This window comes from Actinotignum sp. usb-actsch-213 (assembly GCF_059085665.1).
This window is the reverse complement of the sequence record NZ_JBHNSQ010000002.1, coordinates 14,119-38,815: the sequence shown is the minus strand read 5'-3', so window position 1 is coordinate 38,815 and position 24,697 is coordinate 14,119. Positions and strand designations below refer to the sequence as shown.

The window sequence follows — 24,697 nt, the reverse complement described above, 5'->3', positions numbered from 1 at the left end:
AGTTAGGTACTCTTACTAGTCGGATGCCGCTGAGCTAAGTAGGTGCTGAAGAAGACCGCGAAGGCGAGGAGCCAGAGCCAGGCTAGGGCGGAGTACCAGTTGAGGCCGCCGAAGAGCCTGATACGGGGCAACTCGGTCGCGATGATGAACGAGAGGCCGAAGAACGCACCGTAGACGGCATCCAAGGCATAACCCCACGGGCTCCGCACGCCACGCGCCCGGCGCAGCGCTGCCGCAGCCTTGGTGAGGAGCACGCTCACCGCAAAGTAAACGAGGGTGGAAGTCCAGAACATCCACATCTCCACCTCTGGATTGCCAGTGGCCCAGAACAGCAGCATCGCCGCGGCCAGCCCGGAGACGATCACGATGAGTAGCGTGGCGCCCTTGCGATAGCGGTACGCCCTCTCGGCGGATTTCGCACGGTTCTTGGATGCGTGTGCGAAGCCTGCGGTTGCTTGCGTGGAATCTGCGGGTACCTGCCCAGATTCTTGTGTGACATCCTCGTTCATAGGATAATTATGACCGATATTCAACGGCGAGGGGAACGTTCTATGGCAGACGCACCACAGCACAGGCAGCTGGATAGAAGAGTTCTCGCCGGCAAGATCACTAGCTGGGCGATCATCCTCGTGGTGGGCCTCGGGCTTGCGCTTGTGGTGGTTAGCGTTGCTGGCCGGCATTCCTTCCCGCTATGGAGCTTCGTCGTCGTACTTATTCTTTTTAGCATCGCCAGTTATTGGATGACGCGCGCGGTGGGGCAAACGCCGCGGCGCCTCGGGTACTTCCTCGACGCCGGCTACGGAATCATCGCCGGGCTGTCCTTCCTGGTGTTTCAATACGCGTACGAGTCGATTCGGTGGCCGTCGTTCCTGCTGGTGGTGTGGATGCTGGTGACCTCCATGGGGTGCACCGCGTATATCGACAAACGGCATCCGGCCGCGCAACCCGCCCCGGAGGCTTAGCGCTCGCCTAGCGCGCTTTGCGGGCCGCGGCGAGCTCGGTAATACGCGCCTGCAGATGTGCGAGGCGTTCCAGGCTAGCGGCGGGAACAGTCCCCAAATATTCGTGGGCCCACTGATAAAACTGATCGGCCCCGCGCAGGAGGCCGTGCAGGAAAGAGAACGGCTCGGCCGGGTAGCGTTGGCCGCGCAGCTCGAAGATGAGCAGCTGCCCGCTGCGGGAGAGGGAAAAATCCGCGGTTTCCTCGCTGAAATCACCGCGCCCCGCGCCGGTATCGAGACAGCTCTCCACCGCATCCAGCATGCTCTGCCAGAACAGCGCGATATGCGTCCAGGCTTCGCGCGGCATGAGCTGTTGGCCGTTGAGCACCACGGAAATCCAGCCTTCCCCGGCGAACTTGCACGCTTCGTGCTGGCGGCGCCAACATTGGGCGGCTGCGCGCGGTTCGCGCGCGAGGGAGACCACGTAGGAATCCGGCTGGTCGGCTAATTCGCGCGGATCCACGATGGTGGTTTCGCGCAGCACGAAAGTTTCGACGTTGAGATGGCTTGGGACTGGCCACTTTGTTTCGGTCACGCGCCCTCGCTGAACCTCGATATGTGAAGACCGGCCCTGACCCACTCCGCGAGACGGGTGGGCGGGCCGGTACTGGTGAATGAACTCTAGCAATACCGCGGCAAAGGCTCAATGCTGCGGCCAAAGTTCATGAGCGCAAAAGCGCAAGAGCTCTGGATGCTACTTCACCCGCAGCGCGTAATAGACCGGCTCCGAATCAGGGGTGGCGAAGTCGATACCGATGAATCCATAGCCGGGCACGGCGTCGATGAGGGTGGCTCGAACCGACCAGACTGGCTCCTCGCCCTGGTTCCAGTCGAAAGCGAAAGTAACATCGCGCGAGTCCGCCCGGTAGCCGGACACCACGATGCCGTTGCCCAGCGGAAGGAAATTTAAACTGGTGCTCGCCACTGGCAGCTCACGCGCCTGCCCGCCAGCCACAAGCGCCGTGGTAGTCCCGGACGTCGCGGATAGATACCCCAGACCACCCGGGGTGCAGGACGACATCCCCACGTGATAGTTCCCGGAGGTCATCGCCGCGCTCTGGCCCAGCAACGTTTCCAGAACCTCACGTAGCTGCGCGGTGCTCGCCTGCGGAGCCGCGCAATGAGCTGCCCGCACCCGCACGTTCGAGGGCAAGGCAGACCCGGAATTCATCTTCCCATCCAGGGTGAATGCCGCATCATCTTCCGGGAAGAACCAGCCGTCCGTCGCTGTGATAACAGGGGTGAAACTGAGCTGGGTATCCGTCGCAACTCCGGAACCGCGCGTACGGCCCGCGGCGTCGAAAACCATCCACTCAATATTTTTGTCGTTGCGCGCAAGATAGAGAACTTCCCCGTTCGGGGTGACATGGAATTCTCCGTAACTCGCCGGAAGGGTTACCTCCGTGAGTACCGCGCCATCCGTGGGCGACAACCACGAAAAACGCTGCTCCCCGACAGCAGCATCGGAAAGCAGCACCCCCGGCGCGAAGCCCTGCGCCTCCGCACCGCTTTCCCAGATCACGCTACCATCCGCCGCCGCGCGCAGGGTGGCGGGCACCTCTGAAATATACGAGCTGGCGTAGGGGCTCGTCCACGTATTCGGCGCGCACCACATATTCGCGGTATCCCCCGCCGGTGAACACATGACCGCTCCGGGCAGGGTGTAGCGCAGCTGCCCTGTTTCCGTGTCATAAAAACCGGTGGAATCCTCCTCCGCATCGTAGGTCCCGAAGACGTGCCCCGCCGGAATAACGAAAGTTGAACTAGCGGTTGTAGGAATAACACCTTCCGTACGCACCGCCTGCGCCTCAGCAAGATTCTGCGGGACGGGGGCGTAAGTGGCCAGCGGCTGCGCGCCAGCCTCGGGAGCCGCGGCGCCCCCGGCCGCGCCAGGTTCCGCGCCACCGGAATCTTCAGCGTTCTGCGCGCTGCCCACCTCGGCCGGCGGATCGCTCACCTCATCTTCCATATCGGCAAGGAAAAACCCGGCCGGGAAACACACGAAAACAATGAAAATCCACCAGAAGAGGCCGCGGTCTTTCTTTTTCTTCGGCTCCTCGGGTGGTGGCGCGGTATTGACCCGCGTTGCGCCGTAGCTCGCGGTCGCGCCGGCGGGCTGCTGCGCACTCGCGCTCGCGGGATAGGGGAGTGGCGGGACGGTGGGCAGCAATTGCGCCGAGCTTGCGTGGGCCCGGCCGGCTTCCCGTTGGACGCGCGCTCGCTCCTCCGCGTGCGCGCGTTCCTGGGCTTGCCGGCGTTGGTCGCGTTTGATGCGCTTCTCATAATCTGCGCGCGCTGCCCGCTCATCACGCGGATGCGGCTTCGCACGCGAACCGGAATGCGCCCGCGCCACTACCGGCCGTCCTTCACCCTCCGGCTCCCCGAAGGCCGACCCGGCACTGGCGCGCGGCGGGCTTTCCGAAAATGCTGAGCGGTGCGTGCGGGTCTGCCATTCGGCCAGGTCCTGGGCGCGTTTACGTTGGCGGCGGCGTTTGAACCAGCCGCGTGCGCCGTCGTCGTCACTAAAAGCTGAACCACGCATGGACTCACGCTCCTAAGAGATCCGCGGCGCCCGCGAGCACCGTCCCCACGTCCCCCTCCACGCGCAGATCGGCGTAACGATCCGCGGTGGTGGGGCCAATATTGACAATCGCGCACGCCGCACCGTGCTGGAGCGCCTCGCCGAGCACCCACGAACCGGTCAGCACCGCGAGCGAGGTACCGACCACCAGAGCAAGATCCGCCTCCCGCGCCCACGCAAAAGACTGCTCCATCGCCGCCCGCGGTAGCGCCTCACCGAAAAATACCACCGCGGGTTTGAGCAAGCCTCCACAACGCGGGCACGGTGCCACCCGGAACGTGGAGGCCTCCGCCCCGGTGCGGTCCGCGGAAGCTAAAATCGCCACGTGCGCGGGATCGGGATCCTCCGGCCAGCCCGGGTTGAGCCGGTCCAGCTGCGCCGCAATCTCCGCGCGCGGGAACTCCGCCCCGCACTCCACGCACACGACCCGCAAAAAATTCCCGTGTAGTTCCGCGAGCCTAGTAGAACCGGCCTTCTGGTGGAGATTATCCACATTTTGAGTAGCGACGCCGTTAATGAGGCCCGCTTTTTCGAAACGCGCCAGTGCCGTGTGGGCATTATTGGCGACGACGCCGTCCAGCGCGCGCCACGTTTCCTGATTACGTTGCCACACCCAGCGCTGCCATACCGGATCCGAAACGAAAGCATCGTAATCAATGGAGGGGACATCGGAGGAACCGGTGCCGCGGTAATCGGGAATGCCCGAAGCGGTGGAGACGCCCGCACCCGCGATGACTACGGTGGTGCGCCCCTCCATGAGCTCGGCTAGTTCGCGAGCGGCCTCGGCGGTGTCGCTGGTGATCATGGTGACTCCCTCGTGCTGGCTTCCTCGCTCATCGTAACCCGAATGCCCGGCGGGGTGAATCTTTCGCCTCAGGGCAAAGGTCCGGCCACGGCGGGGCCAAACGTGGGATAATAAAACCTGTTTGAGGAACCCTCAAAGAGTGCCGGTCGCGGCACTCGCACGGAGCCTTCGCCACATCGCGGTGGTTCGCGTGCTCACACAGAAAACCTCTCGGACAGATGGTTCGAGGAACGCCGAATAAAGGAGATCTCAGTGGCTGTTGCAACCCGCGAACAGTACGACGAAATGCTCAACCGCGCCAAGGCGAATAAGTTCGCCTACCCGGCCATCAATGTCACCTCGTCCCAGACGGCCACCGCTGCCCTGCGCGGTTTCGCGGAAGCCGAATCGGACGGCATCATCCAGGTGTCCGTGGGCGGCGCCGAATACCTCTCCGGCTCCACCGTTAAGGATCGCGTGGCCGGTTCCATCGCCCTGGTGGAATACGTGCGCGCCGTCGCCAAGAACTACGATGTGACCATCGCCCTGCACACGGATCACTGCGCCAAGCAGAACATCGATTCCTGGATCCGCCCGCTCATGGAGCTCGAAGCTGAGCAGCACAAGGCAGGCAAGCAGACCTACTTCAACTCCCATATGTGGGACGGCTCGGCCGTGCCGCTGGATGAGAACCTGGAAATCGCCAAGGAACTGCTGGCGCTCTCCCAGAAGGCCAATACCATTCTCGAAATTGAGATCGGTGTTGTGGGCGGCGAAGAAGACGGCGTCGTCGGCGAAATCAACGAAAAGCTCTACACCACCGCTGAGGACGGCCTCAAGACCGTTGAAGCGCTGGGCCTGGGCGAAAACGGCCGCTACATCACCGCGCTGACCTTCGGTAACGTGCACGGCGTGTACAAGCCCGGCCACGTCAAGCTGCGCCCCGAAATCCTCGGTGAGATCCAGAAGGAAGTCGGCGCCAAGGTTGGCAAGGAATCGCCCTTCGACCTGGTTATGCACGGTGGCTCTGGCTCCACCGCCGAAGAAATCCGCACCGCGGTGGAAAACGGCGTCATCAAGATGAACGTGGACACTGACACCCAGTACGCTTACACCCGCCCGGTGGCCGACTGGATGCTGACCAACTACTCCGGCGTCCTCAAGATCGACGGCGAAGTGGGTAACAAGAAGCAGTACGACCCGCGCTCGTGGGGTAAGGCCGCCGAAGCCGGCATGGCCGCTCGCGTTGTCGAAGCGTGCGAGCGCCTCGGCTCCACCGGCACTCGCATGAAGTAAGGGTGGTGCCCGCGAAGCGGTGCCCGTGAAGCGGGCGCGCTGGGGCACTCGACGCGAGCGCGTCATTGCCTCCGCGCATGAGCCGTAACAACGGTAACAAGGGCCGGTAGCTCAATTTGGGCTACCGGCCCTTTGTGCTGCTCGGGGGCACGAGGGTTACACGGAGTATGCACCGAACGAGTCTTGAGCGAGTAACGATCTTGCGTTGGGAGGGTGCCGGTCAGGTGTTGAGTGGGTGCTATCTGGCACCTGGCAGCCCGGGCCCGTCCAGCCCGACCCCGAAAACAAGGTGCGCGGGAGAACACCGTTTCAGAGCGAATTCGTGTTCCTTACGCACACTTCGCGGGGGTCAATGTCCAGGACACGCACTTTGAGGAGGAGAGAGACTCGGTCAGCTAACAAAATGTACATGGGTGACAGTTTTTCCGCGGTTTAGTGTCCGTGGCGTACACTCTGCGGCCCTAACAGTCCAAAATGCACGTTTTGCAGCCTTGACGCTTGAGAATGACCCATTCCGCCTACCCTGGACCGGCGGGAGGCGGGTGTGTTTTTCCGGGGTGTACTTCGCATGTACAACAAATGCAGTACAGCTCTGACAACACATACCACCCCCGCAGGGGTTCGTGTGGCTAGTGAGGTTTGTGAGGTTCCCGGGATTCCCATCGCCGTCTTCCGTGTTACCCCAAAAAACGTAGTGCGGCTGGGGCGCGGTCGCGGCGGTTTTTCTGTTCTGGACTTGCGCTATGCACGCCCTCCACACCAACGGCCATATTTTGAGACAGCTACCTCGGAAGATAAGATTTACCACATAGTTATTTAAGTCGTACATGAACACCTTCCACATGGTTTACAACCACGGGGCGCCGGGAGTGCCTCGAGAAATCAAGGTGTTTCCGCAGCTGGGCCACGTGTTTGGGGCGTCTCACCGCGCCACCGGGGCGCGGAATCCGGTACGAACGGGTAACTAATAAGGGATCTAGGAATGCAAAAATTGAGAACGGGAGCGGCGCGTTCGCGAGTCGCGGTGCACCGGTTGGTCACGGGTGCGGTGGCGGCACTTATTGCTGCCGTCGTCGCGGTGGGTGGAGCGATTCCGCTGACCGCGCCGGCCATGGCCGCGAACGTGCGTGTAGTGGCAGATGATGCCAATTCTGCGAGCGGAACGAACGAATCCGGAACCAACGCGAACAGTGAAAACGCCAACGCGGCCGGCGAGACCGCAGATCGGGCCGTGGATGCGGCCTCTTCTGCGCGCTTGGAAATCGCGGTGGCCGAACCGGCAGAGCAAAAAGCCGCCGGGGTCCAAGCCGGAGCTCTGGCCAGCTATGACGTGCAATGGTCCTGCGCCGGCGTGCAAGGCCAGTGCGAGAACACCGCTCTCAGTGTCACCATCCCCGGCCTGGTTGATTACGTTTCCGATACCGATAAACTCCCACTCACCCACGTGAGCGCCACCAATTCTTCCCATGACCAGGCCGTGCTCCCGGTGCGCGAGGGTGATACCTACACCTGGAATCTGGGCACCGTACCGGTGGGAACCACCGGCGTCATGCGCGTGCAGGTACGCCCGGAGAACCTGCGCTGGCCCGAAGGTGAAGCAATCCGCCCGAAGGCGGCCGGGGAAACCAACGGCCAGGTGGCCGATCCCGTAGCACTCACCACGCCGGTGCATGCCAAGCCCAGCATCGCGGTGCGTAAATTCGCACCCGAATCCCATCCGGCTATCGGCGGTCAGTACACCTACACCATCACCGCTGGTTACGAAGGTGCCTTCAATACCAACGAAAATAAATTTAAGGACCCGGGCACCGGTGTTCCCGGCCTCATGGGCCTGACCGAAATGCGCCTGGTTGACACCCTGCCCGAGGGTGCGGAATTTGTGCGTGCCACCAATGGCGGTACCTACGATCCGGCCACCCGCACCGTCACCTGGGTAGTTCCCGGTTCGCCCATCGTGCGCGCTGTCGCCGATTACCGCGTGACAGTTGTTTTCCCCACCGGTGCTTTCACCGAGGGCGTCAGCGCCACTAACAATGTGGAAGCCACCGGCACCCCGCTTGATCCCACACTCGCGGCCGTCACCGCCACCGATTCCGTGACCCGCCAGCTGCAAAACCTGCGTGCCGAAGGTAATTTCCGCAAAACAGCCAATAAGGCCGTAACCCAGCGCGGCGGGGAAGCCGTGTGGAATATCTCGTGATCGAATACCGGGAATGTTCCGCTGCGCATGCACGTGGCTGATAACCTGCCCTGCCGCTACGTTTCCCCGGAGAATCCCGGCGCCTGCGCCACCCCGGCCCTGCGTAATATCACGGCCGCCCTGGTGCGCCCGCTCCTCAAGAAGGTTCCCGCCAAGGTCACCTACACCACCACGGGTGGGAAGGAGCTCAGCGTCGACGTCGACCCCACCACCACCCGCAATTTCCCGCTCACCGTTCCGGCGGGAGAGGAGATCACCTCCATCGCCCTGGATGCGGACGTGATGAACGGTGAACGTGGCGATATCACGCTGGAAATCCGCGGCACCGTGGTCGATGACTTCCCGGCCGATGTGCATAACGGCACCACCGCACCCGATGGTGCCACCTACAGCTACGCCCCGAACTACGAGGTCCCCACGCTGGAAAATCGCGCCGTCGTCACCGCGCAATCCCTTGACTTTGCTGGCAATCCCACCCCGGAACTGCCCGCGAATATCACCACGGGGCAAGCCGCGGCGCAGGTCGCTATTGTGGACGGCTACCCCACCTACGGGGTGTCGAAAACCTCGCACCTGGGCGGCCAGATGGTGGGCAACCTCGACACCAAACCCGGTGAGCTCTTCCAAACCGGCCAGACCTACACCTTCGGCCTGGGCTTCTACACCGGCAAGGGCGCCAAGCTCTACCCGGTGATTATGGATCTGCTTGCCCCGGGCATGGAATACGATCCCAAGCAGCAGATCACCACTTCCGCGAACTGGCCAGCCTCCCTCCCGCTGGACAAAATGCGGGTGGAAACCGAGATGAAAACGGTGGACGGCAAGCAACGCCAGCTGGTGCGTTTCACCTGGCCGGACGACGGCACGGGCGACTATTTTGCCCCGCCCAGCACCGGAGATCAGAGCCGTTCCAACTCTTCGGAAATGGTGCTTTACTTCGGCGCGAAAATCACCGCGGCCACCGAGCCCGGCGAAAACACCAACGACATGATCCTCGCGGATGCCAAGCGCCCCAACCTCGGCACCGCCGTCGCCCCGAACCAGTGCATCCGCAACTGGTGGGCGCGCACCGATAGCCGCAAACTCACCGATAACCTCGACGGCCTCAACCGCCCCGAAGCGAGCGGCTGCACCACCTCCACGAAGTTCAACGTGGCGGGCTTGCCGGCGCTCGCGGGCAAGAATTACGTGAAGGGCGACGTCGATACGGAGTTCCAGGCCAACCCGAATTACGGGACAGTTTCGCCGGCCTCCAATGCTGAATTCAAGCTGGACCTCCTTAATAACGGTAATACCGGGGCTTCTGGTGTGGTGGTGTACGATGTGCTGCCCTACCCGGGTGATCACGGTGTGAGCGGGGCCAATACCCCCGAGAATAAACGCGAATCCACCTGGCGTCCGCGCCTGAACGGACCGCTGACCTTCGGGGAGGGCACCCCGCAGCCCAGCTCGGTGCTCTACTCCACCTCCGTGAATCCGTGCCGCGGTGAGGTCATCGCCCTGGGCGGTGAGCCGACATCCGGCCCGGAGAATTGCGAATCGGGCACCTGGAAGACCGCCGAACAGCTGGGCGGGGACTTCTCCCAGGTGCGCGCTTTCCGGGTGGAATTCCCGGATGATGCCAAACTCACTCGCGCGGATACCTGGACGATCAACGCCAATGTGACGGCTCCTGCGGCCGCGCGCGGTATCGCCTGGAATAGCTACGCGGTCACCGGTAAGAATGCTGAAACTGGCGCGCCGATCATCACGACCGAGCCGGCGAAGGTCGGGCTGACCATGCCCTTCGACCTCGACCTCACCAAGGAGAATATTCACGCGAAATCCGCTGATCTCAGCGTGCTGAGCGAGAAAACCGCCGCTGATCCCGCGCACGCCGGCCTGGCCGAAGGCGTGGTGCTGGCTGACCTCGACAAGAACAACGAAACTGATCGTTGGGCCACCGGCTCCGTGGTGGAGTATGTGGTGCGTGCCAAGAACGCCGGACCCGGTTTTGCCACCGGCGTGGAAATCACGGATATGCTCCCTGCGGGGGTCACGTACGTGGGCTACTGGAGCACGAATGGTGGATACGATGCCGCCACCGGAACCTGGCGCATCAATGACACGGTGACCGAGGTGGTCGATCCTCACACCGGCGATCCGGTGGAGGGTGCGGACCCGAATGCCACCGATGATGCCTACCTGCGCTTCACTCACGAACGCGGGATCGCCCCGGGCAGCGAAGAGGTGCTGCACCTGTACGCGGTGGTTGATGAAACCGCGCGCGCCCAGCAGGTCTGTAACGAGGCGCTCACCCCGGCCAAGGAACGCCTCGATTCGAAGGGCCAGAAGTTCGCGGGCAAACAGGCGAATGCCTGCCTGACCGTGGGCGTGGACCTGGGTGATCGCATCTGGGAGGACGTCAATAACAACGGCGCGGACGATCCGGGTGAGCCGGGCCTGGCGGGCGTTACCGTGAAGGTATTCCGCCCCGGTGATACGGAACCATTTATTACGACGACGACGGACGCCAGCGGTAAGTACCTTGTGCGCGGCCTGGAACCTGGCACGTACTCGGTTGTGGTCGACCGCGCTACCCTCCCGAAGCGTGAGGGAACCTGGGAAACTACCCATGTCCGGGAAGGCTCGGGCGATAAGGCGAAGGCCAGCTCCGGGCAGATCACGCTGAGCGATGCGGATGTGCTGGATGCCGATTTCGGCTTCCACTACGTGGCGCCGGTCCCGCCCGTGCCGCCGCAGCCTCCGGTTCCGCCGCAGCCGCCGGTCCCGCCGGCACCCGAGCCGACAACTCCGGAACCAACCGCGCCCGCGCCGCAGCCCACGACCACGGCGCCCGCGCCGCAGCCGACCTCGGATCGCGTGCAGCCGGAACCTTCGCCTAGCGCAACACCGACGGCTCCCGCACCGCAACCCGAGCCGACGACACCGGAACCAACCGCGACGGCAACTGTGCCGGCACCCGAGCCTAGCTCTCCTGAACCGACCACGCCGGTGCCGAGCACCCCGGTGCCCACGCCGACGACCACGGTGCCCGCGCCGCAGCCCAGCGCAAGCACGGACGGGCCGGCGGCGTCGTCGACCCCGAGTGCGACCCCGGCGCTGAGCCCGAGTGGCACGTCGAGCGAGACTCCGACCTCGCCCGCGAATGCTGGCACCGGCCCGCGCCTGCCGCGCACCGGCGCTGGCGTGCTGGGTGCCGCGGGCGCGGCCCTCGCGCTGCTGGCCGGTGGGGTGCTGGTACTGCGCCGTCGTGGAGAATAATCCACCGCGGTAAATCCGCAACCGTGTAGCGATAGGGCGGGAGCCCGAGCGTGAAAGCGCCCGGTCTCCCGCCTTTCGCGTATGCGCTGGGCCTAGGCGCGGCGTGTGGCGCAGGGCCCGCCATCACGCTTCGCGCGCCCGCGTCAGGCACACCTTCCCCAGGTTTGTGTTTCCGCTCACAAGTAATAGAATGGTCAGTGGTCCAGGCCACGACCTCGCGCCGGTGGCCGCCCTCACGTAACTGAACAAGTAAGAAAGAAGCCCGCACATGACGCAATCACCAGTCACTCCCGCGTATCCGGAGCCTGCCGCCCGCGATCCGCACGAGGGCAAGCGTGCGGGCCTTGCCTATTTCAACGATGCCCAGCAGGCTTTCAGCGCCGGCAATCTCAAGCAAGCCGCAGAGCTCTACCGGAAGGCCGCGGATACTTTCGAGCGTGATCCGGAGCTCTATCTTGAGCGTGCTGTCGCCAACGGCCAGCTCGGGATTTCACTCAAGGCCATCGGGGAGATGGATGAGGCCGCGGACCGGCTCGGCCGCGCGATCGCGCTCTTCCAACAGTTCCCGGAAAACGGCGACGCCGCGGTCAGCATGGGCAATTGCTTCTGGCATATCGGGGAGATCAACGAGGAAGCCGGCGATTTTGACGCCGCCCGCATCTCCTACAACCAGGCGTATTCGGCCTACCGTACCGCGCCGAATACCCAGGAGCTCCAGATCGAAGTCCTCCAAAAACTGCGGTCTATCTAGGCCTGCTCATCGATCTCAACGATGTCTATGCACGCCACCGTTACCGAGCTGCTGCGCGCCGGGCTCGCCGCCCTCGAGCGCCACAATGAAGATGAGGCCCGCGCCCGTTTCGTGGAGGCGCGGGAAATCGAACGCCGCGCCGCGGGTGCGAGGGGCGCTGGCGGCGGACTTCCCGGCGGTTCCGCGCCTGAGCTTTTTGCGCAGGTGAGTGACCCGGATGCCCTGTATTTCGCGGCGCTTGCCACCGGGCAGCTGGGGGAGAATCCGCTCAATCTCGCGCGCCGCGCCGTGGAAGCGTATCGCGTGGCGCCGGCGTCCTTGCGGGCCGCGCGCGCCTGGGAAACCTACGGATATTTTTTGCACGACGGCGCTAACGACGCCGCAGCCGCTCAGGCTATGCGGGAGGCGGCCGGCGTGTACGCAGCCCTGGGCGGGCACGATGCTCAGCAGGCTAATGCGCTGTATAACGCCGGGATCTCCTACGCGGAAGCCGGCGATCTCACCGCGGCTATCGCAGCTTTGGAAGCAGCGCTGGTGCCCGCGGGTGCACTGCCGGAGGTGGATCTGGGGCGGGTGGCTATTCGGGCCACCCTCGCCGCGGCGCGCTTGGACGCCGGGCAGTTCGCGGGGGCGGCGCGTGATTACCTCGCGGCGGAAACGGCCTTTGCGGCGCTCCCCGGCCAGGAATTTAATGCGGTTGATTGTGCTTTCGGGCGGGCCCGCGCGGTGCTCGGAAGCGGGGACTACCCGGCCGCCGCGGAGCATTTCGTGCAGGTGGCGGCGCGCGCTGCGGAGCTGGCCGGTGGGGAGCCGGCTGGCGTGGAATCAGCCGGCACCGCATCGGCTGCCGAGCGTGCCGATGCGGCGGGTGCGCCCGAGCCAAACACCACCGCCACCGAAGCCGAGCGCGCCGCCTGGGAAGTTGCCGCCATGTCCTGGCATCACGTTGCGGTGGCCCATGCCAAAAACGGCGCGCCCGCGCAGGGCGTGCCCGCTATGGAGAAAGCTGCCGCTATCTACGCGGGCTTGGGTGAGCAACTTTCCGCCGCCCACTGCCGCGGACTGCTCGGCGATCTGCACGCCGAAGTTCGGGATATGACCGCGGCGCGCACCGCCTGGCAGGCCGCCATTGCGGCGCTGGAAGCCGCTGCGGCACAGGCCGCGGCAGGCGGCGGGGAACTCCCGGCCGGCCCGGCTCGGGACCTGGAAGAATTCCGCCGCAAACTCAGCGCTGCCGGGGGAGCGCTCGCCTAGCTGCCGGCGGCGTCGTACCTATCACGTAAGCTTGGAAGTGCGGTGCTAACCGGCACCGGTTCCCGGCAACGAAGAGGTTGATCGTGACAGCACAACACCCCAGCACTATTATCCACCCGCCCCAGCAGCGCGACCAGTGGTGGCGCGATGCCGTTATTTACCAGATTTATCCGCGTTCCTATGCGTCGAGCGGCGGGCCGCTCGGCACCCTGCCCGGCATCACTGAAAAATTTGATTATTTGGAGAAGCTCGGGGTCGATGCGGTGTGGCTTTCGCCCTTCTATGTTTCCCCGCAATTCGATGCCGGCTACGACGTGGCCGATTATCGCGACGTCGACCCGCGCTTCGGCACCCTCGCCGATGCCGAGCGGCTCATCGAGGCCGCCCACGCGCACGGCATGAAAGTCATTGTGGACATCGTCCCGAACCACACCTCCTGGGATCACAAGCTGTTCCGGGAAGCGGTGCTAGCAGGTGCAGGCGCACCGCAACGCGATAATTTCTGGTTCCGCCCCGGGCGCGGGGAAGATGGGAGCGAGCCACCCACCGACTGGCTTTCTTCCTTCGGTGGCCCGGCCTGGTCTCAGGTCAAGGATATTCCCTGGGTGAAAGGCACCCCGCAGGAGCGTGAAGAAACCTGGTACCTGCACCTATTTGACCGTTCGCAGCCGGATGTCAACTGGGAAAGCCCGGCTATTCATGATGAATTTGCTCATACCATTCGTTTCTGGATGGATCGCGGCGTGGACGGGCTGCGGGTGGATGTGGCCCACGGCCTGGCCAAAGACCCGGACCTCCCGGACTGGCCCTACAAGGTGGAGGAGGTGCGCTATAACCCGGATGTAAGCGTGCCGCCCGCGCCCATGGCCAACCAGCCCGCTGTCCACGATATTTACCGCGAATGGCGCTCGATCCTGGACGAATACGGGCGCGACCGCATGATGGTGGCCGAAGCCTGGGTGGATACCGAGGAAGACCTGGCCCGCTACGTGCGCAGCGACGAAATGCAACAGGCTTTTAACTTCGAATACCTTTCCGCGCCCTGGCGCGCGGACCGCATTAATGCGCTGATTGAATCCTCGCTGCGCGCCACCGATGCCGTGGGCGCCCCCACCACCTGGGTTCTCTCCAATCACGACACCCTGCGCGCCACCTCGCGCCTGGGCCTGGAGGGCGTGACCACCGGCTGGTGCGGAAACGGCCCGAGCGGCATCGGCCCCGATGACCCGCAACCCGATGCGGCGCTGGGAGCGCGCCGGGCCCGGGCCTGGCACACCCTCACCGCCGCGCTACCCGGCTCCTACTATCTCTACCAGGGTGAAGAACTCGAGCTGCCCGAAGCTACCCAGCTGCCGCCCGAATCTCGCGAAGATCCCACCTTCGCGCGCACGGGTGGCGCGGAGCTGGGCCGCGATGGTTGCCGGGTGCCCATTCCTTGGCGCGCGGATGCCCCGGCCTTCGGATTCTCTCCCGACGGGGAAAGCTGGCTACCCCAACCTGCCGATTGGGGCTGTTTTGCGGTGGATACCCAGGAGGCCGATCCGGAATCCGCGCTCGCCTACTACACGGAGCTGCTCCACCTGCGTGCCCGCTACGACCTGGGCCTGGGAGGATTGCGCCGCGCCCCCGAGTATGCCGGAAGCGGCGTCGCGCTCATTAATTATGCGGGCGATTCCGGGAAGGGTGGTTCCGGGAAGGGTGGTTCCGGGAAGGGCGACGCCGCCGCCACCTCCCGCGGGGACCTCTTGATTATGACGGCCTTTGCTGAGCCCCTCCCCCTGCCCGAAGGCTGGGCGGTGCTCCTCAGCTCCGCACCCTTGGAGGAAGAAGGGGTGCTCCCGCCCGATACCACGGTCTACCTGGTGCCTTTCCGCACGGATACCGAGGAGTGATGCTGATGGCGCGTGGCGGCGTCGTCGCCGAAAAGGGGGTGTACCCACCGAAAGGTGCGTGCGCACCGGAACGGGCGGCGGCGCCACGACCACCGGACGCACACGCGAAGGTGACATTAAATTAGAACTGTAGAAAGCAAGATAAGTCACACTGTGGTGTAAACTAGTATCACCACACAGGTAAGGGAGCCGGGCGCTACGGTGCTGTCGCGGCTACGGCTTTCTTGCTCGCATTGACGATCATAGGAGACGTAACGATGCATTCAGTGAAGAAAATTGCTGCTTTCGCCGCAGCTGGGTTGGTGGCCATCGCGGGATTGGGTGGCTGTGTATCCAATTCCGATAGTGGCGGTAGTGACGGTGGGGCCGGCAAGGTTTACTACCTCAATTACAAGCCTGAATCTGACCAGGCCTTCCAAGAATTAGCGAAGAAATACCACGAGCAAACCGGAGTGGATATCAAGATCGTATCCGCGACCGGTGGCTCGTATGAGCCCACCCTCGCCAATGAGCTCGGGCGTGCGGATGGCCCCACCATTTTCCGGGTGGATGGCCCCGTCGGTCTGGCCAAGTGGAAGCAGTACGCCAGTGATATTTCCGATGCGCCCTTCATTGAGGCCATGACGGATAAGGACATGGCCCTCAAGGGCGATGACGGCAAGATTTACGGCGTCCCCCACGCGGTGGAAGGCTTCGGCATCATTTACAACGATGCTATTTTGCAGAAGTACTTCGCGCTACCGGGCGCCAAGGCTAAGTCCGTGGATGAAATCAAGAACTTTGACAAGCTCAAGGAAGTCGCGGATGATATGCAGGCCAAGAAGGATGAACTTGGCATTAAGGGCGCTTTCGCGGCCACCTCGCTCTCGCCCAATGAAGATTGGCGCTGGCAGACCCACCTCATGAACTGGGCACTGCATTACGAATTGCGCGATAAGGGCGTATCGGATACCGGCCAGATTGAAGGCACCTACCTGGATAATATGAAGAAGATCTTCGATCTGTACCTCACCGATTCCACGGTAGAACCCTCGCAAACCACCGCGAAGGCGGTCACCGATTCCATGGCGGAATTTGCGCTGGGCCAGGTTGCTTTCGTGCAGAACGGTAACTGGGCCTGGTCTCAGATCGATGGCGTATCCGGAAATACCGTGAAGCCGGAAGATATCCACTTCCTCCCCATTTACATGGGTGTCAAGGGCGAAGAAAAGGCCGGTATTTCGGTAGGTACCGAAGCTTACCTGACCATCAATAACAAGGCCTCGGATGCCGATAAGAAGGCATCGATGGACTTCCTCAACTGGATGCTCAACGATCCCACCGGCGCTAAGCTCTGCGCGGAGGACCTCGGCTTCATTGCTCCCTTCAAGGAATACGCGAGCTTGTCGCCCACCGATCCGCTCGGTAAGGAAGTCCTCAAGTACATGAAGGATACCGATAGGTACAACGTTGCCTGGGACTTCCAGGTGGCTCCCTCTATGGAGTTCAAGAACGGGCTGGGTCAGCACCTGAGCCAGTATGCCGTCGGTAAGGAAAGCTGGGATCAGGTGAAGGACTACTTCGTGACCCAGTGGAATACTGAGAAGGCAGCCGCCGGGGTGAAGTAGCGGGGCGGCGCGGGCGCTTATTGGCTGTGCTGCGCGCGCCACGCCGCGTGCTACGCAGCGCCCGCGTCCACTGCTACCACACCTGCCTTGCCTGAGGTGAGGCGCGGGGCTCACCATCGCGGTGGGCCCCGCGTGTCACAGGGGGTTTCTCATGAGAACATTGAAAAAACACGGGCTCGCCTTCGTGGGGCCCACGTACGTGGCGTTCGGGATAGCTTTCCTCGCCCCGTTCTTTATTGGTATTTATCTTTCGTTTACGAATTTCACCACGCTGGATGATGCTACCTGGGTGGGCGTGCAAAATTACGTCAATGCCTTCACGGAGCAACAAAATTACGTCGGGGCGTTGATCTTCACCGCCTCGGTGGCAATTGTGTCCATTATTAGCGTTAATATCATCGCGTTTTTCCTGGCGTATCTGCTCACGCAGAAGCTACCCGCCACGAATTTTTACCGCACGATTTTCTTCATGCCGAATCTCATCGGCGGGATCGTGCTGGGCTACACCTGGCAGTCCCTCCTCAACGCGATCCTCTCCAATTACGGCACCACGCTGGTTAATGATTCGAAATATGGTTTCATCGGCCTCATCTTGCTGGTCAACTGGCAGATGATCGGCTACATGATGATTATCTATATCGCCGGATTCCAGAATGTGCCCGCCGAACTCAACGAAGCCGCGCAGATCGACGGCGCCGGGCGGTGGCGGACCCTCCGTTCGGTCACCATCCCCATGATGATGCCCTCGATTACGATCTGCCTCTTCTTGACCTTGGCGAATACCTTCAAGATTTACGATCAAAACTTGGCGCTCACGAACGGCGCCCCCATGCGGGAAACCGAAATGGCGGCGCTCAATATCGTGAAGAGCATGTATGAGCAGGTCGGGCAGCAGGGAGTATCGCAGGCAAAGGCCGTGATCTTCTTCCTCATTGTGTCCTCGATTGCGCTTATTCAGCTGCGCGCCACCCGCACGAAGGAGGTGGACCTGTGAGTACCGAAACTGGCAAACGCGCCGTCGCCGCTGGGTCCCAGGGCGCCGTCGTTCCCGCGGAAACGCGCACGGAGGTACGCGACTCTGCTCGCGCGGGAGCACGCGGCACTGATCCTGCGGCAAAACCGAAGCTCAAGGCTCCGCGCCACCGGGTGCGCATGACCCCCGGGCGCTGGGCGGCTGTGGGCTTCCTCGGGATTCTCTCCCTCATTTACGTGGTGCCGCTGCTCTTCATCCTCGTGAATTCTTTCAAGGGGCGTTTCTTCATCTCGGACGATCCCTTCAGTTTGCCGGCCGGTGAAACTTTCGCGGGGATGGATAATTACCAGACCGCGCTGAACCTGTCGGGCTTTATGCGGGCCCTGGGCTGGTCATTCTTCGTGACGGTGGCCTCGGTGCTGGTGATTGTGTTCTTCTGCGCGATGACGGCCTACTATCTGGCCCGGGTGCGGAGCTGGTGGACGTCGCTGCTGTACTACCTGCTGGTGTTCTCCATGGTGGCGCCTTTCCAGATGGTCATGTTCCCGACCGTGAAAATCGCGGACAAGCTGGGGTTGTCCTCCCCGTGGGGCCTGGTGGTGCTCTACCTCGGCTTCGGGGCGGGGCTTTCGGTATTTATTTTCGCGGGCTTCGTGCGCTCGATTCCCGGGGAAATTGAAGAGGCGGCATCTATCGACGGTGCCGGGCCCTTCAAGACCTACTTCCAGGTGGTCATGCCGATGCTCAAGCCCACGGCGGTCACGGTCGCGATCCTCAACACCATGTGGATCTGGAACGACTTCCTGCTTCCGAACCTCGTGATCGGGCGCGAGGAGGCTTACCGGACCGTCCCGGTGGTCATCCAATTCCTGGTGGGCTCGAACGGAAATAAGGATCTGGGGGCCCAGATGGCGGTGCTGGTGCTCGCCATTATTCCGATTATTATTTTCTACCTCTTTGCGCAGCGCTATATTGTGGAAGGCGTTGCGGCAGGTTCCGTCAAGGGTTAAGAAGTACGACGACGCCGCGGCGCCGCGCACCCGATACCGGGAGCGCGGCGCCGTAAGTCGGCCACGTGGGGCTTTGGCCCTGCGGTGCCGGTCCGCGGGGCTTCGCTCGCCGCATAGGCTCGTAACGTTTCCGCCCGCGGGCGCGGGCGTACCGGGAGCGGGCGTACCGGGCGTTGGGCGTACCGGACCCGGGCGTACCGGGCGAGGATGTCCACCACGAGGATGTCCACCAACCGAAGGAGATGTATGCGCCGGATTTTCGATCCTGACTCACCTTTCCAGCGCGGGCTTTCCGACGCCGTCATCCTGGTGGAGCTTAATATCATGACGCTGCTCGGGCTGCTCCCGGTGGTGAGCGGCGGCGCGAGCCTGGTGGCCTCCGCGCGAGTGAGTGCCCAGTTGCTCCGCGGCGAGGCACCCCGGCCGTGGCGCCTGTGGTGGCAGCACTTCCGCGCGGCTTTGCTGCCGTCGCTGGCCTGGTGGCTGCCCACTCTCGGCCTTCTCGGTCTGGCTTGGTGGGAAAACCGCTGGGTCTCCGGCCTGGCCGGCCCCGGCAAAGCCGCCCCCGCGGCCGATTCTGCCGCGGCTCTCACTACTGACCCTGCGGCTGGGCTCAGCACCGACGCGGCCGCTCACGCCGCCGATTCCACCCTTGCTGGGAGCTCGGTTGTCGACTCCGCAATCGCCGCGGATCCGCGCTTAGCTGGCATCCTTTCGGGCCTCATTATCGTGGCCCTCCTGCTTGTACTCGCAGTGCTGGTCTGGCTGGTGACGCTCCAGGCATTCTTCTCCAACGCCTTCCTCGAACACCTAGGTAACTCGGTGCTCCTCGCCATCACCCGGCCGCTACGCACGGCCGCGTGCGTAGCGGCCGTGGTGGCGCTCCCGCTGGCCTGGCTTTATGCGCCGGTGTCGCGCTTGGCCATTTTCTGGGCTTTGGCGCTGGTCGGGCTGAGCGTCCCGCTTTACCTCACGGCCTGGCTGCAACGCCCGGTCCTCGATGCTCTCCTCGCCGAGGCCGAAGGGTAACCCGCACCGCCGGCAGTTGCCAGCGGCCCGGCATTCCCGGCGCGGAAACAAAGTGGTATTGGAGCTACAGCCAAACCCTGAATTTCTGTCGTGCAGTACCACTCTGTTCGTTCCGCTGTCGTGGAGTACCACTTTGTTGGGCAGCAGCGGGTGGAAACGGGTTAGCCCCGGCAGCCCCGAAATGAAGTGCGCGGGAGAGCACCGTTTTGGGGGCGAATTCGTGTCTCTAACGCGCACTTGACCGGGGCCACGGTTCGAAACGCGCACTTTGAGGAGGAGAGAGACCAGGCCAACTCACGGAATGTACGTGGGTGACAGTTTTTCCGCGGTTTAATGTCCGTGGCGTACGCTCTGTGCCCCTAACAGTCCAAAATGCACGTTTTGCAGCCTTGAAGCTTGAAACTGACCCATTCCAGCTACCCCGCCCCCCGGCGGAGGCGGGTACTTTTTCTGAGGTGTACTTCGCGTGTACGACATCTGCACTACAGCTCGGACAATACACACCGCACCCGCGAGGACTGGTGTGAATTCTGAGTTTGGTGTGACTATTGATGTTTGTAAGGCCCGTGAGAATATCGCGGGGCTGCTTCCTGCGGAGCTCGCTGTCAGGCGGTTGCATTCTTCTGGGCGGTGAACGACGCCGTCCTTCTCGCCGGTAGGTTCCTCGCGGATGGCTTGGCCGAAGTCTTGGTTCACGCTATCGCCACCGTTGATCAGGATGCACACCGACTCCGGCGTGACCAGCTCACCGCGCGGGTCACGGTCTCCATCCGGTTCACGGTTGGCCAGCAGGCGCGGCGTCGTCGTTCTTAAATATGAGAAGCAGCCTGCGCATGAACGATGATAGCGGGCAGGCCGGGCCGCGAAACAAAACAAACTCGGGCGGCGGGATGTGCCAGAATCACACACCCGCCGCCCGCTTAGTTTGCGTGCGCTTTGCGTCGCCGCCCGCGGTTCGCGCAGCTGCATAGCCGCCCGTCTAGTTTGCGTGCGCTTTGCGTCGCCGCCCGCATGGGTTGCATCGCACGCAGCTACACGCGCTGCACGCGCTACTTAATCGGCGCTGCCTTCACGCCCCAAATATCGCGGCCGTAGTCCGCGATGGTGCGGTCGGAGGAGAAGCGGCCCGCGCGGCAGATATTGATCCACGCCTTGCGGCCCCACTCTTCCTGCTTGGCGTAATCCGCGGCCATGCGGTCGCGGGTCGCCCGGTAATCAGCGAAATCGCCGAGGACGTAGTACACGTCCGGGGTCTCCCACGAAGAACCATCCAGCAAGGACCCGAGGAGGTCGTGGAATTCGCCGGTTCCGCCGTCGCTCACGGTACCGTCCACCAGGGCGTCGAGCACCCGCTTGAGGCCGGGCACGGTTTCGTACTGTTCGCGCGGATTGTAACGCGCCCGCAATTCCGGCAGCTCTTCTTCGCGAGCCCCGAAAATATAGGCATTTTCTTCGCCCACGGCATCCACGATTTCCACCGTGGCCCCGTCCATGGTGCCCAGCGTCAGCGCGCCGTTCATCATGAACTTCATATTGCCGGTACCCGAAGCTTCCTTCCCGGCCAGGGAAATCTGCTCGGAAATATCGGTGGCTGGAATAATATGCTCGGCCGGCGACACATTGTAGTTCTCCACGAAGAGCACGGTGATCTTCCCGCGCGTATCGGCGTCGTTATTCACGAGCTTCGCCACTTCGTTGATGAACTTGATAATCGCCTTGGCGCGCTTGTACCCCGGCGCGGCCTTCGCCCCGAAAATGAAGACCCGCGGCGGGACCTCCAGGCTGGGATTGTCCTTAATCCGGAAGTACAGATCGAGAATGTACAGCGCATTCATGAGCTGGCGCTTGTACTCGTGCAGGCGCTTAATAATCGTGTCATAAATAGCATCGGTGGGAATATCAATGCCGTCACGCCGCTTAATCCAACGCGCGAAATCACGCTTATTTTCCGCCTTGATCTCCATGAGACGGCGGTAAATATCCCCATTCCCGCGTTCCTCGATGGTGGCTAGCTTATCCAGATCCGTGACCCAGGAATCATCCCCGAGCACCTCGGTGAGCAGCGCGGCCAGGCGCGGATTGCAATTATGCAGCCAGCGGCGCGGCGTCACGCCATTCGTCTTGTTATTGAAACGCTCGGGCCAGATGTCGTACCAGTCGTGGAGGGTATCGCGCTTGAGGATCTCACTGTGGATCGCGGCCACCCCGTTAATAGAGAACGAGGCATAGCACGCGATCCAGGCCATATGAACCAGCCCGCCGGACAGCGGCGCCATGTACTCAATCTTGCCCGGGTGGAAACCGGCCTCCGCCAGCTCTGCGCGGAAACGGCGATCCATTTCCGCCACGATGTCATAAATACGCGGGAAAAGCTTGGTGAAAATCGAAGTTTCCCAGGTCTCCAGCGCCTCGGCCAGCACCGTGTGGTTGGTGTAGGCGAAGGTCTGGGAAACAATCTTCCAGGCATCCTCCCAACCCAAGCCTTCCTCATCCATGAGCAGGCGCATGAGCTCCGGAATAGCGAGCACCGGGTGAGTGTCATTGAGCTGGATCGAGTTGTACTCCCCGAAGGAACGAATATCCCCGTGCGCTTCCTTATGCTCCGCGATCAGGCACTGGAGGGAAGCCGAGCAGAAGAAGTACTGCTGGCGAACCCGCAGTACCTTGCCTTCGTAGGTGGTGTCATTCGGGTAGAGCACCCGGCACAGGTCATTCACGCGCTCGCGTTCCACAATCGCATCGGTGAAACGCTGGGAATTGAAAGCGTCGTAATCGAATTCTTCCAGGGGCTCCGCCTTCCACAGGCGCAGTGTATTGACATTCGCGGTGCCGTAGCCGGTGATCGGCATATCATAAGGAACCGCGCGCACATCCATATCCGCGAACTTCACGTGCTTGGCTTCCGCCTCCCGGCGCACCACAAAAGGCGAACCGTTTTCCATCCACGGATCCGGCTCTTCCTTCTGGAAACCATCCACGAAGCTCTGCTTGAACAAGCCGTAGCGGTAGAGGATCCCGTAGCCGACCACGGGGAAATTGAGGGTAGCGCACGAATCCATGAAACAGGCAGCCAAGCGCCCCAGCCCACCGTTACCGAGCGCGGCATCGGGTTCTTCATCGAGCACATCGGTGAGGTTGAGACCGTAATCTTCCAGGGCCTTGCGGGCATCTTCCACCAGGCCAAGGTTGACGAGATTATTGAGAAGTGCGCGCCCCATGAGGAATTCCGCGGAGAAGTAGCTGGCGCGCTGACCCTCCCGGTATTTCTTTGTGGTGGCTTCCCAGTTATCGGCCAGCCGGCTCATGGTGAGCTCGGACAGCCCCTCCCAGTAATCGCGCAGGGAGGATCCGGAGGTTGAAACACCGGATACCGAACGGGTAAAAGCCCCGAGTGGTTGAGTCAGTTCAGACATTTTTCTCCTCGAAAAATATTCGGGCACGTGCCTTCTCTACCTTAGCTGAGAAACTTTCCGAAAATGTGCAAAGATGCCCGCGGCGGGCTGTGGCGGTTATTATTGTGTAGTAAAGCGGGACGTTCGCCCGGGCTGTCCAACGGCGGCGGCACGGTAGCCGCACTGCGGCACGGGTGGCGGAGCTCTTTACACCTGTTTGATATAACGAGGAGATTAGATACTATGCCCGCGGTCATTATTCTCGGCGTCCAGTGGGGCGACGAAGGAAAAGGCAAGGCAACTGACCAGCTCGGCCAGCGTGCCGATTATGTTGTGAAATTTAACGGGGGTAATAATGCCGGCCACACGGTCAGCGTGGATGGCCAGAAATTCGCTCTCCACCTCCTCCCGTCCGGCATTCTCAATTCAGATTGCATCTCGGTGATTGGCAACGGCGTCGTCGTTGATCCCGAAGCGCTTTTCGCGGAAATGGCGGAGCTGGAATCGCGCGGCGTCTCCACGAAAAACCTCCGCATCGCCGGAAATGCCCACGTCATCACCTCGTACACAAAAATGTTCGACCGCCTCAACGAGGAAGTCCTCGGCGACGGCAAAATCGGCACCACCGGCCGCGGCATCGGCCCCACCTACGCGGATAAAGCCAATCGCGTGGGGATCCGAATCGTAGACCTCGTGCACCCGCGGCGCTTGCGTGGGCAGGTGGAGACCGCGGTGGCGCAGAAAAACTTGGTGTTGCGGGCCCTGGGGCGCGAGGAGATTAATGTCGACGACGTACTCACCGAGCTCCTCGCCTATGGGGAACGCCTCGCACCCATGATGATTAGCGCCTCGCGTGAACTCAACGAGGCCCTTGATGACGGCAAGACGGTCGTTTTTGAAGGCGGGCAATCCACCCTCCTGGACATCGACCACGGCAACTATCCCTACGTGACTTCCTCGAATGCCACGGCCGGCGGGGCGGTCACCGGCAGCGGGGTGGGCCCTACCCGAATCGACCGGGTGGTGGGTATCGTCAAGGCCTATGCCACCCGCGTGGGCGAAGGACCTTTCCCCACCGAGTTGCACGGAGATACCGGCGATTGGCTGCGCGAAGCGGGCGGCGAATACGGGGTGACAACCGGGCGCCCGCGGCGTTGTGGCTGGTATGACGCCCCGGTGACACGCTACGCGGTGCGGGTCAATGGCCTCACCGACCTGGTCCTCACCAAGCTGGATGTACTCACCGGCGTGGAAGAGATCCCGGTGTGCGTGGGCTATGAGATTGACGGCCAGCGCGTTCATGAATTCCCCATCGATACCTGGGATTTCGCCAATGCCAAGCCCATTTACGAATATCACCCGGGCTGGACGGAGGATATCTCCACGGTGCGTGAATTCGCGGACCTGCCCGCCAATGCGCAAAGCTACGTGCGCTGGCTGGAGGAGATGGCCGGTTGCCGTTTCTCGCTCATCGGGGTGGGCCCGGATCGCGAACAGACGATTGTGCTCCACGACCTGCTGGGCTGAGCTTGGCGGCGCGGCCGCGTGACGCGGAGCGGTAGCTCGCGGGCGCGCCGCCAGCTGCCCCACGGGCAGCTGCGCCGTCGTGCTTTACCCCGCTTGACCTGCGTAAATGCGATATAGGTGACTTAGCTCCCAGGAC

General features: G+C 62.6%; 18 protein-coding genes. 13 read left to right on the top strand and 5 right to left on the bottom strand.

The genetic code is table 11. The features are described from left to right. Positions 1-2 precede the first annotated feature (2 nt). Positions 3-509, bottom strand: a complete 507-nt coding sequence (locus tag AC5RK6_RS00155) for a hypothetical protein (protein ID WP_274755744.1) — start codon at positions 507-509, stop codon at positions 3-5. A gap of 42 nt (positions 510-551) precedes the next feature. Between AC5RK6_RS00155 and AC5RK6_RS00150 the strand changes: the two genes are divergently transcribed. After that, entirely contained in the window at positions 552-962 is a 411-nt protein-coding gene (locus tag AC5RK6_RS00150; RefSeq protein ID WP_274755743.1) for a hypothetical protein, read from the top strand. Between the two features lie 7 nt (positions 963-969). On the opposite strand, the gene AC5RK6_RS00145 is transcribed toward AC5RK6_RS00150, so the two are convergent. The 3 genes from AC5RK6_RS00145 to AC5RK6_RS00135 form a co-directional block, all read right to left on the bottom strand. Then, on the bottom strand, positions 970-1,536 hold the full coding sequence (locus tag AC5RK6_RS00145) for a hypothetical protein (RefSeq protein ID WP_274736489.1): 567 nt from the start codon (positions 1,534-1,536) through the stop codon (positions 970-972). Positions 1,537-1,695: 159 nt separating this feature from the next. Next, a complete protein-coding gene (locus tag AC5RK6_RS00140; RefSeq protein ID WP_435730842.1) occupies positions 1,696-3,543 on the bottom strand; it encodes a hypothetical protein in 1,848 nt (615 codons plus the stop codon). Between the two features lie 4 nt (positions 3,544-3,547). After that, positions 3,548-4,387, bottom strand: coding sequence for a Sir2 family NAD-dependent protein deacetylase (locus AC5RK6_RS00135; RefSeq protein ID WP_435730841.1), 840 nt, complete (start codon positions 4,385-4,387; stop codon positions 3,548-3,550). A gap of 246 nt (positions 4,388-4,633) precedes the next feature. On the opposite strand from AC5RK6_RS00135, the gene fbaA reads away from it, so the two are divergent. The 11 genes from fbaA to AC5RK6_RS00080 all read left to right on the top strand — a co-directional run bounded on the left by fbaA (position 4,634) and on the right by AC5RK6_RS00080 (position 20,455). Then, entirely contained in the window at positions 4,634-5,662 is a 1,029-nt protein-coding gene (fbaA, locus tag AC5RK6_RS00130; protein ID WP_257960156.1) for a class II fructose-bisphosphate aldolase, read from the top strand. Between the two features lie 982 nt (positions 5,663-6,644). Then, positions 6,645-7,862, top strand: a complete 1,218-nt coding sequence (locus AC5RK6_RS00125) for a hypothetical protein (RefSeq protein WP_435730840.1) — start codon at positions 6,645-6,647, stop codon at positions 7,860-7,862. A gap of 27 nt (positions 7,863-7,889) precedes the next feature. Beyond that, positions 7,890-11,126 (top strand): SdrD B-like domain-containing protein, encoded by a 3,237-nt coding sequence (locus tag AC5RK6_RS00120; protein ID WP_435730839.1) that lies wholly within the window; start codon positions 7,890-7,892, stop codon positions 11,124-11,126. A gap of 268 nt (positions 11,127-11,394) precedes the next feature. Continuing rightward, positions 11,395-11,877, top strand: coding sequence for a tetratricopeptide repeat protein (locus tag AC5RK6_RS00115; RefSeq protein WP_016442182.1), 483 nt, complete (start codon positions 11,395-11,397; stop codon positions 11,875-11,877). A 27-nt stretch (positions 11,878-11,904) separates the two neighbouring features. Further along, positions 11,905-13,131, top strand: a complete 1,227-nt coding sequence (locus AC5RK6_RS00110) for a hypothetical protein (RefSeq protein ID WP_435730838.1) — start codon at positions 11,905-11,907, stop codon at positions 13,129-13,131. An 83-nt stretch (positions 13,132-13,214) separates the two neighbouring features. After that, the gene (locus tag AC5RK6_RS00105) at positions 13,215-15,023 is read left to right on the top strand and encodes a glycoside hydrolase family 13 protein (RefSeq protein WP_320758065.1); all 1,809 of its coding nucleotides are present in this window, start codon (positions 13,215-13,217) and stop codon (positions 15,021-15,023) included. A 257-nt stretch (positions 15,024-15,280) separates the two neighbouring features. Beyond that, on the top strand, positions 15,281-16,630 hold the full coding sequence (locus AC5RK6_RS00100; RefSeq protein ID WP_320758066.1) for an ABC transporter substrate-binding protein: 1,350 nt from the start codon (positions 15,281-15,283) through the stop codon (positions 16,628-16,630). 151 nt (positions 16,631-16,781) lie between these two features. Beyond that, a complete protein-coding gene (locus tag AC5RK6_RS00095) occupies positions 16,782-17,624 on the top strand; it encodes a carbohydrate ABC transporter permease (protein ID WP_016442187.1) in 843 nt (280 codons plus the stop codon). 158 nt (positions 17,625-17,782) lie between these two features. Next, a complete protein-coding gene (locus AC5RK6_RS00090; protein WP_081637306.1) occupies positions 17,783-18,613 on the top strand; it encodes a carbohydrate ABC transporter permease in 831 nt (276 codons plus the stop codon). 246 nt (positions 18,614-18,859) lie between these two features. Next, positions 18,860-19,642 carry a hypothetical protein gene (locus tag AC5RK6_RS00085; RefSeq protein ID WP_320758067.1) on the top strand — a complete coding sequence of 261 codons (783 nt, stop codon included), beginning with the start codon at positions 18,860-18,862 and terminating at the stop codon, positions 19,640-19,642. Between the two features lie 630 nt (positions 19,643-20,272). Further along, positions 20,273-20,455, top strand: a complete 183-nt coding sequence (locus tag AC5RK6_RS00080) for a hypothetical protein (protein ID WP_320758068.1) — start codon at positions 20,273-20,275, stop codon at positions 20,453-20,455. A 236-nt stretch (positions 20,456-20,691) separates the two neighbouring features. On the opposite strand, the gene AC5RK6_RS00075 is transcribed toward AC5RK6_RS00080, so the two are convergent. After that, positions 20,692-23,055, bottom strand: coding sequence for a glycogen/starch/alpha-glucan phosphorylase (locus AC5RK6_RS00075; RefSeq protein WP_320758069.1), 2,364 nt, complete (start codon positions 23,053-23,055; stop codon positions 20,692-20,694). A 222-nt stretch (positions 23,056-23,277) separates the two neighbouring features. Between AC5RK6_RS00075 and AC5RK6_RS00070 the strand changes: the two genes are divergently transcribed. Then, positions 23,278-24,561 (top strand): adenylosuccinate synthase, encoded by a 1,284-nt coding sequence (locus tag AC5RK6_RS00070; RefSeq protein ID WP_016442191.1) that lies wholly within the window; start codon positions 23,278-23,280, stop codon positions 24,559-24,561. Positions 24,562-24,697 lie beyond the last annotated feature (136 nt).

What these genes read in the sequence shown, in the direction of transcription:
- AC5RK6_RS00090 (WP_081637306.1), top strand. Translation starts at nt 17,783, where the DNA reads ATGACCCCCGGGCGCTGGGCGGCTGTGGGCTTCCTCGGGATTCTCTCC.
- AC5RK6_RS00115 (WP_016442182.1), top strand. Translation starts at nt 11,395, where the DNA reads ATGACGCAATCACCAGTCACTCCCGCGTATCCGGAGCCTGCCGCCCGC.
- AC5RK6_RS00110 (WP_435730838.1), top strand. Translation starts at nt 11,905, where the DNA reads ATGCACGCCACCGTTACCGAGCTGCTGCGCGCCGGGCTCGCCGCCCTC.
- AC5RK6_RS00075 (WP_320758069.1), bottom strand. Translation starts at nt 23,055, where the DNA reads ATGTCTGAACTGACTCAACCACTCGGGGCTTTTACCCGTTCGGTATCC.
- AC5RK6_RS00085 (WP_320758067.1), top strand. Translation starts at nt 18,860, where the DNA reads ATGCGCCGGATTTTCGATCCTGACTCACCTTTCCAGCGCGGGCTTTCC.
- AC5RK6_RS00095 (WP_016442187.1), top strand. Translation starts at nt 16,782, where the DNA reads ATGAGAACATTGAAAAAACACGGGCTCGCCTTCGTGGGGCCCACGTAC.
- AC5RK6_RS00140 (WP_435730842.1), bottom strand. Translation starts at nt 3,543, where the DNA reads ATGCGTGGTTCAGCTTTTAGTGACGACGACGGCGCACGCGGCTGGTTC.
- AC5RK6_RS00070 (WP_016442191.1), top strand. Translation starts at nt 23,278, where the DNA reads ATGCCCGCGGTCATTATTCTCGGCGTCCAGTGGGGCGACGAAGGAAAA.
- AC5RK6_RS00150 (WP_274755743.1), top strand. Translation starts at nt 552, where the DNA reads ATGGCAGACGCACCACAGCACAGGCAGCTGGATAGAAGAGTTCTCGCC.
- AC5RK6_RS00125 (WP_435730840.1), top strand. Translation starts at nt 6,645, where the DNA reads ATGCAAAAATTGAGAACGGGAGCGGCGCGTTCGCGAGTCGCGGTGCAC.
- AC5RK6_RS00135 (WP_435730841.1), bottom strand. Translation starts at nt 4,387, where the DNA reads ATGATCACCAGCGACACCGCCGAGGCCGCTCGCGAACTAGCCGAGCTC.
- AC5RK6_RS00100 (WP_320758066.1), top strand. Translation starts at nt 15,281, where the DNA reads ATGCATTCAGTGAAGAAAATTGCTGCTTTCGCCGCAGCTGGGTTGGTG.
- AC5RK6_RS00120 (WP_435730839.1), top strand. Translation starts at nt 7,890, where the DNA reads ATGCACGTGGCTGATAACCTGCCCTGCCGCTACGTTTCCCCGGAGAAT.
- AC5RK6_RS00155 (WP_274755744.1), bottom strand. Translation starts at nt 509, where the DNA reads ATGAACGAGGATGTCACACAAGAATCTGGGCAGGTACCCGCAGATTCC.